Annotated in this window: 13 protein-coding genes; 8 read left to right on the top strand and 5 right to left on the bottom strand. The window is 46.2% G+C overall.

Annotated elements, in window-relative coordinates:
* Positions 1-2 precede the first annotated feature (2 nt).
* From argS to mnmE, 5 genes are all read left to right on the top strand, one after another.
* Positions 3-1,763: an arginine--tRNA ligase gene (gene argS, locus CALK_RS05755; protein ID WP_022636724.1), complete on the top strand. Its 1,761-nt coding sequence runs from the start codon at positions 3-5 to the stop codon at positions 1,761-1,763.
* Positions 1,764-1,898: 135 nt separating this feature from the next.
* Positions 1,899-2,714, top strand: a complete 816-nt coding sequence (locus CALK_RS05760; RefSeq protein WP_022636725.1) for a HEAT repeat domain-containing protein — start codon at positions 1,899-1,901, stop codon at positions 2,712-2,714.
* A 93-nt stretch (positions 2,715-2,807) separates the two neighbouring features.
* On the top strand, positions 2,808-3,983 hold the full coding sequence (locus CALK_RS05765) for a cysteine desulfurase family protein (protein WP_022636726.1): 1,176 nt from the start codon (positions 2,808-2,810) through the stop codon (positions 3,981-3,983).
* 12 nt (positions 3,984-3,995) lie between these two features.
* Positions 3,996-4,595, top strand: coding sequence for an iron-sulfur cluster assembly scaffold protein (locus CALK_RS05770; protein ID WP_022636727.1), 600 nt, complete (start codon positions 3,996-3,998; stop codon positions 4,593-4,595).
* A gap of 72 nt (positions 4,596-4,667) precedes the next feature.
* Positions 4,668-6,032, top strand: a complete 1,365-nt coding sequence (gene mnmE / locus CALK_RS05775; RefSeq protein WP_022636728.1) for a tRNA uridine-5-carboxymethylaminomethyl(34) synthesis GTPase MnmE — start codon at positions 4,668-4,670, stop codon at positions 6,030-6,032.
* A 6-nt stretch (positions 6,033-6,038) separates the two neighbouring features.
* On the opposite strand, the gene glgA is transcribed toward mnmE, so the two are convergent.
* The 4 genes from glgA to CALK_RS05795 form a co-directional block, all read right to left on the bottom strand.
* Positions 6,039-7,526, bottom strand: coding sequence for a glycogen synthase GlgA (glgA, locus tag CALK_RS05780; RefSeq protein ID WP_022636729.1), 1,488 nt, complete (start codon positions 7,524-7,526; stop codon positions 6,039-6,041).
* 73 nt (positions 7,527-7,599) lie between these two features.
* Positions 7,600-8,604: a hypothetical protein gene (locus CALK_RS05785; RefSeq protein ID WP_022636730.1), complete on the bottom strand. Its 1,005-nt coding sequence runs from the start codon at positions 8,602-8,604 to the stop codon at positions 7,600-7,602.
* Complete coding sequence (locus CALK_RS05790) at positions 8,601-9,242, bottom strand: HAD family hydrolase (protein ID WP_022636731.1); 642 nt, start codon at positions 9,240-9,242, stop codon at positions 8,601-8,603. The genes CALK_RS05785 and CALK_RS05790 overlap by 4 nt, the downstream gene beginning before the upstream one ends.
* A 13-nt stretch (positions 9,243-9,255) precedes the next feature.
* Positions 9,256-11,013, bottom strand: a complete 1,758-nt coding sequence (locus CALK_RS05795; RefSeq protein ID WP_022636732.1) for an AMP-binding protein — start codon at positions 11,011-11,013, stop codon at positions 9,256-9,258.
* 181 nt (positions 11,014-11,194) lie between these two features.
* Here CALK_RS05795 and CALK_RS05800 point away from each other — a divergent pair, with 181 nt between their 5' ends.
* Together CALK_RS05800 and CALK_RS05805 are read left to right on the top strand one after the other, a co-directional pair.
* Positions 11,195-11,383, top strand: a complete 189-nt coding sequence (locus CALK_RS05800) for a hypothetical protein (RefSeq protein WP_034636982.1) — start codon at positions 11,195-11,197, stop codon at positions 11,381-11,383.
* Between the two features lie 36 nt (positions 11,384-11,419).
* On the top strand, positions 11,420-12,187 hold the full coding sequence (locus tag CALK_RS05805; RefSeq protein WP_022636733.1) for a UDP-2,3-diacylglucosamine diphosphatase: 768 nt from the start codon (positions 11,420-11,422) through the stop codon (positions 12,185-12,187).
* Here the strand turns inward: CALK_RS05805 and CALK_RS05810 are convergent.
* Positions 12,165-12,965 (bottom strand): undecaprenyl-diphosphate phosphatase, encoded by an 801-nt coding sequence (locus tag CALK_RS05810; RefSeq protein WP_022636734.1) that lies wholly within the window; start codon positions 12,963-12,965, stop codon positions 12,165-12,167. The two genes, CALK_RS05805 and CALK_RS05810, sit on opposite strands and share 23 nt — an antisense overlap.
* 163 nt (positions 12,966-13,128) lie before the next feature.
* Between CALK_RS05810 and CALK_RS12840 the strand changes: the two genes are divergently transcribed.
* Positions 13,129-13,269: a hypothetical protein gene (locus tag CALK_RS12840; RefSeq protein ID WP_022636735.1), complete on the top strand. Its 141-nt coding sequence runs from the start codon at positions 13,129-13,131 to the stop codon at positions 13,267-13,269.
* Positions 13,270-13,277: the final 8 nt, after the last annotated feature.

The raw sequence follows: 13,277 nt of genomic DNA on the forward strand, positions 1-13,277 counted from the left end.
AGATGATACCTCTTCGAGTTGAGATAGAGCAAGTGTTACAATCTGCCTTTGGTCGCCTTGGGTATGATGCGGCGTATGCACGAACAGTGCGATCAAATCGTCCTGATTTATGTCAATTTCAATGTAATGGTGCTTTGGCCATGGCTAAGAAGGTTGGAAAAGCACCGCGGGAGATTGCCGGTGATATCGTGGCACTGCTTGTGGATGACACTCGGTTTTCCCGTGTTGAAATTGCGGGGCCGGGGTTTATCAATATGACCCTCTCCGATACCTATTTGGCTTCATATGGTTCACAGAGTGCACATGAAGAGCCCACGTGGGACAGTACCGGCAAAACCGTTGTGGTCGATTTTGCCGGTCCTAATGTGGCAAAACCCATGCATGTGGGACATTTGCGATCCGCCATTATTGGCGATTCTCTGCAACGGCTCTTTCGAACAGTGGGGTATAATGTAATCAGTGATAATCATCTCGGTGACTGGGGTACACAAATGGGCATGCTGATTACGGAGTTGCAGCGTCGTATGCCCGAGCTTCCCTATTTCGATTCGTTGCAAACAGAAGGGTTTCCAGAAACTCCTCCCTTGACAATTCATGAGCTTGAGACAATGTATCCCGAAGCCAGTAAAGCGTGCAAAGAAGACCCAGAACGGATGAAAGAGGCCGTGGAAGCAACGGATGAACTCCAAAGAGGCCGTCCGGGGTATCTTGCATTATGGAAGCATTTTGTGGCTCTTTCGACGGAAACCTTACACCGGGACTTTTCTCGCCTGGGAGTACATTTTGATCACTGGCTTGGAGAGAGTTTTTACATGGATCGTATGGGGCGTGTTGTAGAAGAATTGACCCGTGATGGCTTTGTGTATGAGAGCCAGGGGGCGCAGGTTATGGACGTGTCACGTCCTGATGATTCTAAGGAAATTCCGCCGGTTATGCTCGAAAAATCCGGTGGTGGGTTTCTCTATGCAACCTCCGATATCGCAACCATTGAGTATCGCATGAAGGAGTTTTCTCCGGCCCGGATCTGTTATGTCGTAGACAAGCGGCAGGCCCTTCACTTTGAACAGGTTTTTCGTGCAGTGCGTATGGCAGAGATTGTTTCCCATACGGTTTCCTTGGAGCATGTTGGTTTTGGAACGGTAAATGGCAAAGATGGGAAGCCCTTTAAAACCCGTGAAGGCGGTGTTATGAAGCTTGCCGAATTGATGGATTTGGTTATCAATCGTGCCGCAGAACGTATGGAGGAGTCGGGGATTGGCAGAGATGCTTCCGAAGAAGAGAAGAACGAGATTGCTCGTATGGTTGGTATTGCAGCTTTGAAATTTGCCGATCTTTCAAACCACCGTCTCTCTGATTATGTTTTTGATATTGACAAGTTTAGCCGCTTTGAAGGTAAAACCGGCCCTTATATTCTCTATTCCGCAGTACGAATAAAGTCAATTCTCCGCAAGGTTCAAGCTGCGGGGTTTTCCTCTGGCGAGATTCTCCCCTTTCGTCACGACTCAGAACGGGATCTCCTGCTTGAATTAGGGCGTCTTGGTGATGTCTATGAAAAAGCTGCCGAAGATTGTGCGCCTAATTATTTGTGCGATTATGTGTATGACCTTTCACAGGTTTTTAACCGGTTTTATCGTGATTGTCATATTATGAAAGAAGCAGACACGGCGCTGAGGGGGAGTTGGATTAGCCTTTGTCAATGGACGCTTAAAACCGTGGAAGATGTTCTGAGCATTTTAGGTATTGTGGTCCCGGAGAAAATGTAAATCGGGACTTCTCTTTTTTTAGGGTTGCACTTTCTGATGAATATGATACCCTCTATATGGGTGTATTCATCACGGAAGTGCATATGAAAAAAAGCGGAGCTTCTTGAGAAACTATCTTCTCCTGAGGAAGAACAGGTGATTCAGGGGTTGCTGCGTTTTACCGCCCATGCATCCCCCCATGATTTAAAATACCTTATTCCTCTTGTCCAAAGTTCCAACGAACATATTTCCCATATTGCACGTGAAACCGCCGCAGATTTCATCAGAAATATTCTTTTAGATCGTCTTGAGGAGCTTTCCTGTGAGGAAGTACAGAAACTGATTGAGGTGGTGCGGAAACTGACTCCTGACTTTCTTGCCAATGTGTTGAGTGAGATTCGGCGCGGAAGTGAGGGACGCCGTGTCCATGCCATACAATTGCTACGATATATGAACGACGATGAGGTTGTACGAAAAGTCCTTATTACGCTCCTGCGCAGTAAGGTAACGCATGTACGAGCCACAGCGGTAAAAGTTCTGGGGTATTTTGTTAATTCTCTCGAGCATCACCTATTCCGTTCTATTTTGCAAGATTCTGATCCGCGAGTGCGTGCCAATGCGATTGAAGCTATTGAGATGCTTCATGAGCCCCGTTTGGTATACATGATTATTCGTTTCAAAAATGATCCCAATAATCGGGTTCGCGGCAATACTCTCAAGGCGCTATACACTCTTGAAAAACGGGATGTGCTTCCTGATGTGCTGAAAATGATGACCAGTTCAGAAAAAAATATGATCCTTACTGCTTTGTGGCTCCTTACGGTTATTCCTCTTTGTTCAAAAGAGCTGGAAGATCTTTGTGATCTCTATCTTGATCATGATGATGGCGACATACAACGCCGCGCCGCCTTGGCATGGGAGAAACTTCTCGGGTGGAAACAACAGCAGGCTGCTCCCCTCTCTCGACAATAGTTTACTCAATCGGTAGACTTTTTTGCGGAAAATCTGCACGGAAATCCCGCTTCTTTGTATATTTACGGGAGTACTACTGTTTTTGGAGTGAATATGAAACCTGTATATATGGATTATAATGCCACAACCCCGCTTCATCCCGCCGTGCAGGAGCGCATGAAGGCTGCCATGGATCTATATGGCAATCCTTCCAGTATGCACACCCAAGGCCGACAGGCCCGTGAGGAAATAGAAGCGGCTCGTGAGGAGGTCGCTTCCTTTGTGGGGGCACGCCCGAAAAATATCATTTTTGTGGGAAGTGGCTCTGAGGCGAACAATACCATTTTTAACCTTTTTCCCTGTCGACATCGTGATTGTAGCCGCTCCATGTGCGGAAAGACCGAAATCGTGACAACGAAAATTGAACATCCGTGTATCCTTGAGTCTGCGAAAAAAGCAGAGTTGCGTGGAGTTGTGGTGAGATATCTTGATGTGGACCGCTTTGGACGCATCAATTTAGAACAATTGGCAGAGCTGGTTACAGAGAAAACCGCCCTTGTTTCCATTATGATGGTAAATAATGAAATTGGAACAATTCAGGATCTGGTTAGCGCTGGAAAAATTATTCATGCTAAAAACGCCTTGTTTCATACCGACGCCGTGCAGGCACTGGGAAAAATACCCATTGATGTGTCTGAGATTCGAGCGGACTTTATGTCCTTTTCTGCTCATAAGATCTACGGTCCCAAGGGAATAGGCGCTTTATATGTGGCCGATAAAGCAGATTTTTGCCCCTTTATTTTGGGCGGACATCAAGAGCAGGGCCGCCGTGCCGGCACAGAGAACACTCTGGGCATTGTTGGCATGGGAGAGGCGGTTCGTCAGCGGAAGCAGGAGATGGAAGAAGAGGGTAAGCGGCTGTGGGACCTACGACGGTTTTTTATCTCAGAGCTTCGTAATCGCGTGGATGATGTTTCTATTAATGGCCATGAAACCGAGGTGATCCCCGGTACAGTTAACGTCTCTTTTCGCGGTGTAGAGGGCGAGTCAGTTCTCTTGTATCTTGATATGTTTGGCATTGCCGTTTCCACGGGATCTGCCTGTTCAACAGGTTCACTTGATCCATCCCATGTATTACTTGCCACGGCACATGATGCTGAAATGGCGCACGGATCAATTCGGTTTAGTTTTGGACGCGATACAACTCAGGAAGATGTCATTTATGTGTTAGACCATGTTGAGAGTACCATTACAAAGCTGCGGGAGATATCGACAGTATACAGAAAATAACAAGGAGTAACTATGTCAGGTTGGGTGTATAGCGAAGTTGTGAAGGATCACTTTATTAATCCGCGGAATGCGTGGAAAAATGACGAAGATTTTGCCTATGACTGTATGGGGAAAGATGGGAATGTTCAGTGCGGCGATGAAATGCTTTTTGCCTTGCAGATAGATGCAGAGACAGAGAAAATCATTGACTGTCGATGGCAGACCTTTGGGTGCGCCAGTGCCATTGCGAGCACGTCCATGTTGTCTGAAGCGATAAAGGGCTTAACCCTTGAAGAGGCCATGAAGATAACCCCGAAGGATATTACGGAACGGCTTGGTGGTCTCCCCGATAACAAAATCCACTGCTCTGTATTGGGGGATAAGGCCCTTTGCGCTGCTGCAAATGATTATTTTCGTAAAAACGGTATGGAAGATCGTGTCGTTGAGCCCAAGGCGAAGCTTATTTGTGAGTGTAAAAATGTGACAGATCTTGATATTGAAGAGTCTATTCTTGAAGGAAGTCGTACCTACACCGATCTACAGGATGATACCGGTCTGGGAACGGTGTGTGGCCGCTGTCGTGAGACGGCAGAATCTCTTTTGGAACACTACATCGAGAAGCATTTTAAGTAGCGGTGTACCATGAGGGGGGATTTGTATATACATGTTGAAAGTGTTGATAACTGTTAATAACAAGAGGTGTTCATGGTTTCTTCCGATACGATAGTTGCCCTCGCTACGCCGCGAGGAAACGCAGCCCTTGCGGTTTTGCGTATTTCCGGTCCTGACGCACATGCACTTTGTGCCGACTTTATTCAAGAAAAAAAGCGGTTTGAGACGGCCAGTCCGGGGCAATTGCGGCGGTATCTTCTTTGTGCAAAGGGAGAGGTTATTGATGAGATCACAGCGGTGAAGTTTTCTGCGCCCCGTTCATTTACGGGGGAAGATATGGTTGAGCTCATCTGTCATGGCGGAACAACGCTTCTTGAACGTATCATATCTCTATTTTTGTCCACCCCTCTTCGCTATGCAGATCCGGGAGAGTTTAGCCGGCGGGCTTTTTTGCATGGAAAGCTGGACTTGAAAAAAGCGGAGTCCATTCACCGTCTGATCCATGCAGAAAGTGTGCAGGCTCATAAAAATGCCCTTGCCCACTATCTAGGGCAGGAACGTCCCTTCTTTGATGCTCTGAAAGATGATATTCATGCTCTTTTAGTAGATATGGAGACAGCCATTGAATTTAGCGATACCGACGACGTGGGAGAAAGTGCGGCCTTTACAGAACGAATGGAACATCTCTTGCAAAAAATACACCGTGATTTTGAGAAGGAGTTGGAAAAACGTCAGCGCCTGCGTGAGATAGATACGGGGGTGGATGTCTGCATTGTGGGTCGTGCCAACGCAGGAAAGTCATCACTCTTAAATGCTCTTCTTGGGTATGATCGTGCGATTATTAATGCACGTAAAGGGACAACCCGGGATATTATCACTGAAACGCGTCTTCTCGGAGGAATGCGCGTTCGCTTTATTGATACGGCTGGTTTAAATGAAACCACCGATGAAATAGAGCAGGAGGGGATTCGGCGAACGCAACAAGCGATAGCTCAGAGTGCTCTGGTAGTATGGCTTGTATCAGAAGATAGCGGCTGTACCCCAAGTGATTTTTCTGCGGTATCTTCAGGTATGGCGGAAGTGCTGGGGGTTGCGAATAAGTGTGATTCTCCGCAGGTTGAGAGTGCAGAATCGTTTCTCACGAAACATGGTGTGTATACGTGCTCCGTTTCTGCTCGGACGGGGGAGGGGGTGTCTCAGCTTCTCAGGGAGATCGAGACGCGAATACATGAAAGATACTGTGATGTAGAGTATGAGACTGTCATAGGGACTGAACGAGAAGAAGCCCTTGTACGAAGAATTGTACAGGAGCTTGATAAGATAGACCTTGGAACACCCATGGAAATTCAGGCAGAATATCTTCGCTCCATACTTTCCCATTTGGAAAGTATTTATGGAAAGAGTTCTCCCGAAGAGGTCCTCAATGACATATTCGGGAGTTTCTGCATCGGTAAATAGGCTTTGCTATTGAAAGCTTCGATTATACTCTGCCCGTTTGAGCTGGGCTTCGTGGTAGAAGTCCACATAATGGTCTGTGGCAATCTCCCACGAGAAATTTTCGCGCATGGCACAGCGGCGAAGCCAATCAAAGGCGGTGTGGTGAGTATACCAAATATCCAGAGCCCATTCTATTGTGCCTTGCAGGGCTTCGGGAGTTGCATCCCAAAATTTAAACCCTGTACCCTCGTTTCGCTGAATATCAAAGTTACGAACCGTGTCATCCAGGCCGCCAACGGCTCGAACAATGGGCAGGGTTCCATATTTAAGCGAATAGATTTGATTTAATCCGCAGGGCTCAAATATGGATGGCATGAGAAACATATCCGCCCCTGCCTCAATAAGATGGGCTTTCTCGTTTGAATAGCCAATCCACGAGCCTACTTTGCCGGGATATCGTTCCGGAAGTGCGCCAAAGAAATCTTCCATTCCCTTGTCTCCGCTTCCAAGTATCACAAACTGCACATCATGGGTGGCAAGAATGGTTTCAATGACGGGAATAAGCAGATGGTATCCTTTTTGTTCTACCATGCGTCCCACAATGCCGATAATGGGAGGGGTATCCCGTTTTTCGAGGAGGAAGGCATCTTGAAGCTCTTCTTTGCAACGGGCTTTTCCGGAAAGATCATCTACGGAGAATTTCTGGGGGATAAGGGGATCCTTCTCAGGACACCATTCGTCGTAGTCTACGCCGTTTAATATGCCGAGAAAGGAGTCGCCCTTATTGTTTAGGGCAACTTCCATTCCAAAGTCAGAATAGGGACGAATTAGTTCTGCTGCGTGGGTTGGGCTTACCGTATTCACCATATCGGCAAAATAGATTCCCGCTTTCAGCATGTTAATATCACCATAATCCTCAAACTTATCCGGGGTAAAATGCTCTGGGCCAAACCCCAGCCAGTGATAATTGTCTCCGGGATAATTCCCCTGATAGCGGGCATTATGAATGGTTAATACTGTCGCAGCCTGACCCACGATGGGGTTATCCCAAAACCACACTTTTTGATATGCTGCAACCAGGGCTGCCTGCCAATCGTTGGCATGGATAATGTCGGGAGAAAATTGTGTGTCAATAGCTACTTGCAATGCAGCGCGGGCGAGAAACCCAAACCGTTTTGCGTTATCTCCGTAGTCTGTAAATTGATTGTCATGATACAAGCCTTCACGATTAAAAAAACCGTCATGCTCAATAAGGAGTACCTGTACGCCTCCTGTCCCGATAACCTGCTTTACACTACACCAGATCTCGATGCCGGGGCCCATGGAAACACCCATGGATTCAAGAACTGTCTCTGTTTCTACGCCCGTGTCTCGTATGGAGCTATAGTAGGGCAAGACAATACGCACATCATGTCCGCGTTTTTTCATATGAGCGCCAAGGGCGGAGACAACATCGGCCAACCCACCAGTCTTGGCAAAGGGGACTACTTCAGATGAGACAAATAATACGTTCATAGATAATCCTGTTATCAAAGGTTTACGGCATATCTATTATAAAATACAATTGAACTATTTCAAGGAATAGAACTTATTTAAAGGGCGTTTCCCGCCAGTACCCCAATTTTTTATCTTTTTCGAGATAGAGAAAGGGGTTTTCACCGTTGTTGTAGATTGCAATTTTATGATGATCCATAACAATTCTTCCAGAAAATTCCACTGTTTGATAGCCGATTCGTGAGTATTGGGTTACAAGATGGTGCGCCATCCTATCAAAGGCGTCTCGACTTTCATTGAAGGTGAAAAAGATGGTTGATATTCCCTGTTCTTTCAAAGCGGTATATATTTCGAGAGGTTTCTCCCGAAGAATAGGGTATTTCTGAATGTGCTTATACAGGGCATGCTCACTTGAAAAAAGGATGTAGTGGAAATGAGCATCCGGGAGAAGCTTTTCCAGGGGAGAGAAAAGGTTGTCCTTTAATTTGGCGCAGTTTATTTGTAATTTATCCAGTTTCGTTTCCAAGACAAGTATGTGGCGTTCATTGCCATATCGGTAGTCAAAAAGACCGTCCAATTCTTTAATACAGGTATACTGCCATGGAGGGATCTTATCTTTTTCAAGAATCACCAAGTTTGGGTATTCATCAATCTTTAGTACATAGGTGTCGGTATTGGCAACTAAGTAGCCGTTTTTCTTTTGCGGGTTAAACCGTTTATCGAAAATTCCTCCGGTTTTTCCAGAATCAGAGAGGTGTTTGAGGAAAAACTTGACAATACGCCGGGAAATTCGCTCACCCAGTTCTCCTGTAATATTGCCAAATCCTGCGTGGGAGAAACTATAGGGAGCTTCAAAAATATCACGTACAGAGAAAATGACATACCCGCGATCTCCGATTTGATACTCAAGGAGTATTTTATCAAGAAAGGGAATATCCTCATTTACCTCATCCGTTAGATTATGGTAGATGATCCTGCCTTCCACTCCGTGGGCTCTTCCAACCACATAGGGGGCGGCAATATTCTTGAACAGCCGTTTTTTTGTATGCCATAGGGTCGGCTCAAATTCTTCAAAGGGAGCAGGATAGGGAGGGCTCACTGCGATGCTCCTGAAAAAAGAAGTTCCTGAGGGGTATCTATTGTGGTGGTGGGGATACACCCTGTGGGAAGGGAGGTCTTGTTCCACCTTACAAACACCGTTTCTATTCCCGCCTGAGTGCCGCTTTGAATATCAACGGATGAATCGCCGATAAACACAGCCGTGCTGGGGGGATAGTATGAAAGAGCCTTCTTCACTGGGTCTGGCGCCGGCTTTGGGAGCGCGGTATCTTCAGGGGTAATACAGTATTCGAAAAGATCTTTGAGAGAGACAAATTCAAGGTAGCGTAGCAGTGAGGCGCGTCGTCGGGAGGTTACAATGCTGAGGTGTTTATTGTGTTTAGTAAGTTGCAACAGCGTGTCGCGTACGCCGGGGAATACCCGTAAGAGAGAGTCTGCATGGGCGTATTGATACTCCATAAATTCTTTCTGTAAGGTGTCGTAATGCGTATCTGACATGGGACCGAAGAGAAATTCCATTTGCCGACGCAAGGGGATACCGATGGAGCGTTGCACTTCCTGTGCATTGAAGGGACGGCCATACCGTGTGCAGAGAAATTCATAGGACTTGCAGATTAATTCTGATGTATCAAGAATGGTTCCGTCACAGTCAAATAGGTAGAGGTCATACTCTTTCATACAGTCGGTTCCTTTACGGCAGGTTTAAGGTTCTTACGACCCGTGCAAGGGCACTCCGGTTAATTCGATAGGTATGAAGGAGAAGGCCCTTTGCACAGGAGATTTCTGGAATCAAATATATGTCGTGGACAACATGCGGATTACGTGCATCCTCCAAAAGAGTATTGATCTCATTGAGAATGATCTTTCGGGCTACGGTACTACGAAGAATCTCCTCTAGGTCATACTCCTTTTTTCGCGGAAGAACTCTCTGGAGTGCTTCTACATTCGGGGCGATACAGGCATAGAGGTTTTCTCCATGGGAAAAGAGGGCGGAGCGTTCTACAAACTCTGATCGATCCATGATCAGCTCTATCCATTCGGGAAAGAGAGACCTGCCCCGCAGTATAATTTCTGATTTTGAAGCACCGTGCACAGAGAGTTGGTTTCCCTCAATTGTTCCCATATCTCCTGTATGATGCCAGTATGTGGGGTCCGTACTAATTCGTGGGCTGCGTAGATGTATTTCCCCGAAGGAGTGACGTTCAGATTCCTTGTCAATACGAACCTCCGTATCCCCGAGAAGGGTTCCGCAATACGCGGGGGATCTTGGTCGTGCTTTTCCCAGGGAGAGTATCGATGCAGCATGTGTACGGGAGTAGATGCTGTATGTTTGTACATGAAGCATCTCCAGAAGTGTGAGGACGTACCACGGGGCGGGGCTAGCACCGATATAGGCGGTTCGGAGATTTTTTCCCCCTTTGGAACGCAAGGGGCCATGAAAAAGAAGTCGTCCGATGCTATGAATAAGTGGATGTGGTGTTTCCCGCGTGTGCCCTTGGTTTTGAATCCCCTTTTCACAGAAGCGATAAATGCCTTTGCATAGGCCGAAATGTTTTTTCCGTTCCCAAATTTCAACACATTTCTTGTAGAGTTGTACCCATTGTGCCGGAAGAGCAGCGATGCTTGTTGGTTCAATATGCGCAATAAGACGCCAGTATTTTTCTTCCCACAGGCAGACAAGGGCAGCACCGGCACTAAGAAGTACGTAGTTAATTGTGTGATCGAGGCAATGCCACGGCGGGAGAAGTGAGAGATGGATTGTATCTGATCCGGGGTGGTGAATCTCTTTTGTTTTCCCTATGGTACGAGCAATTTGTCCCTGAGAAAGAGGGACATCCTGTAACATTCCCTCACTATTTTGGGTAATAAAAATATGTGCTGTATCATCGGGGCTGGACTTCTTTCTTCGTCCTCGAAAAATTCTAAAAATTCGTGATTCAAAACCAATCTGTAAGAGATGTTCAAAGGCAAAGGTTGTTTTTTCATCATACTCATCCACGGCAATGTAGTCCTCTGACATAACCACCACGGCTTTTACTGTGGCTGCACTGGTGATATGGTTCTTGTATTTCTCCAGGAGATCTCTGTTTTCAACAAACACAATCCGGGGGGCAACGAGGGTAAACACCTGTTCCATCTCATGGGGAGAGTAGTGGGGGTTTACGGGGATCGCCACGGCCCGGTTTCCCAAAACTGCCAGCTCTGTAAGGGGTAGACGGGAGTTCCTCTCGCAGATAATAAGACAGTGGTCTTCTTCTTTTAGGCCAATATAGGCAAGCCCCTCTCCGATATTAATAACCTGTTCTTCAGCTTGTTGGTAGGAAAGGCTGGTCAGCTCTCTCTCTCCAAAATATTCAAACTCTTCCCGCGGGAAATACAGAGCCGTACGGTGGGAAAACATTTCCACACTGTGTTGCCAGAGTGCGGTGACTGTCTCAGTATTCTTCATGTGAATGATCCTTTCGCAATTCCTACACAAAGAGTATATCATGATCTTTGGGAAATATCAAAGGGATACGTTGTGGTTCCCATAAAGATAAATAATAAAAAAACATTGACAGGGGGAAGTTTTATAACAATATTATCAGTTACTAAAATGAAACACGGCTTAACGGAAAGGAATACAACGTATGATAGATGAAGAATTTGATGCTGATGAGGTTCTCCGAGATATGGATTCCGAAGATGATCTCTTCCTTGAGTCTGATGAAGATGATGATGACGTACGGGAACTCAACTTTGGGAATCGTTTTGATGAGAACGCAAACTTTAACGATATTGCCAGTGACCTTGACACTGCAGAAGATCTCTGGGAGTAGATTCCGGGGAACACATATTTCCCCGGAGTTACGCCGGTGATACGATTTTTTATTTCAGATCAACACTTCGGCGCTTCTTTTGTCCGCGATGAGGCAGAGCGCCGAAGTGTTTTTTTACATTTTTGCACATACCTTCGCACGCTCCCCGGAGCAGAGCTCTACATCTTGGGTGATTTTTTTGATTTTTGGATAGAACGTGCGGGAAAACCTCGACGGACATACCTCCCCCTTTTAAGCGCCATGAAGGAGCTGATAAAGGATGGTGTATCTGTTACCTATTTACAAGGAAATCACGACTTTATGCCCATGTCGTTCCTAGAGCGAATGGGGGTTCGAATTGTGACGGAACAGACCTTTCACCATGCAGGAAAATGTGTTCACTTGGAACATGGGCACCGCATTCGGAAGGGAACAAAGCGAGGGGTATTATATGGCATTACGGAAAACAGGGTTCTTCAACAACTGTATAAAATGCTTCCTCTTTGTATTTCTGTGCCCCTTGCAGAAGGAGCTGCACACCTCAGCCGTAAAAAGGGAGTTGCAGCCCATCATCCCCATAAGTATGAACGATATCGGGGGTGCATCGAAAACGTAATGGGGCAACGAGGGTATGATCTCTGCATTTTAGGGCATCTTCATGTCTGTTCTGTAGAGACGGTATCCACAGGGGTATACGCAAATTGCGGCACATGGATGGAGGAGGGTGAATATCCGCTTCTCTATTTGCAGGATACCACCCTTATCTTGAGCCGTCTTTGCCCCGACGGTACGCCGCAGGAGCCTATAAAAACTGTAAGCTTATGAGACTGAGTATGGCTACGACCAAACAGTAGGGGCTGAAAATGTACAGTTTTCCCTTGTTCACAAATTTCAACAAAACCTTTAAGGCAAAAATACCCACAACAAGTGAGGTGAAAAAGGCAATGGTAAGAAGGGCGAAAGAGTAGTCTGTCTGTGTAATATTCGGCAGCTTTAACAGTGCTGCACCCCCAATTGCCGGGAGAAAAATCATAAAGGAAAAGCGTCCAGCCTCTTCCCGTGTAATACCGAGAAGAATTGCTGCGGTTATGGTGGTTCCGCTTCGTGAAATGCCAGGAAAGAGAGCAAATACCTGAGCAAGCCCAATTAAGAGAGCTGTTTTTGCGGTGATTATGCCAGCATCTTTCACCGAGCCGAAGCGAGAGGCAAAGAGTATTGCTGCGGTAATAAAGAGCATCAATGAGACAAAAAATGGGTTTCCAAAGGCAGCTTCAAAATCGTCGGCAAAGAGAATTCCCACAATGCCCACTGGAATTGATGCAAGCACAATGTACCACAGGTAGAGAAAGGATTCCCGTTGCTCTTGTGCATCCTTTGAAACAAGGTTTTTAAAGAGCTCCATTATGGTCATACGATATATATAGATGACGGCCACGAATGTTCCCATGTGGAGGAGAATATTTACGGCGAAATCAGACTCGGCATCGACACTCATGCCGGTAAAATGTTGTGCCAGCACAATGTGGCCAGAGGATGAGACAGGGATAAACTCAGTAATGCCTTGAATAATGGCAATGATAATCATGTTGAATGCTTCGTACATTGAATGCTCCGGAAAAGGGTGAATTATCGTGCGATAAATATATGAAGTGCACAGTGAAAAATGTCACCATTGAAAAAAAACCTTGTTGTAAAAAAAACTCTTGCCATAATGTAAAAACATATATTATCCCCAAATTATTCACCCAAACCGAAGGAGGTTGTTCATGGAATGTGACAGTTGTCATTGCCTAGATGACGTTCCGATGCGTATCGGAATGCATTCCTTGGTTTCACTGTGGCTATTTCCCTGTGAAGCAGACGTGCAGTCTTTGGTGCAACGGGTGGATATCATGCGAACCACATAACATGTATC

The sequence above is a fragment of the Chitinivibrio alkaliphilus ACht1 genome, assembly GCF_000474745.1.
GTDB classification, from domain to species: Bacteria; Fibrobacterota; Chitinivibrionia; order Chitinivibrionales; family Chitinivibrionaceae; genus Chitinivibrio; species Chitinivibrio alkaliphilus.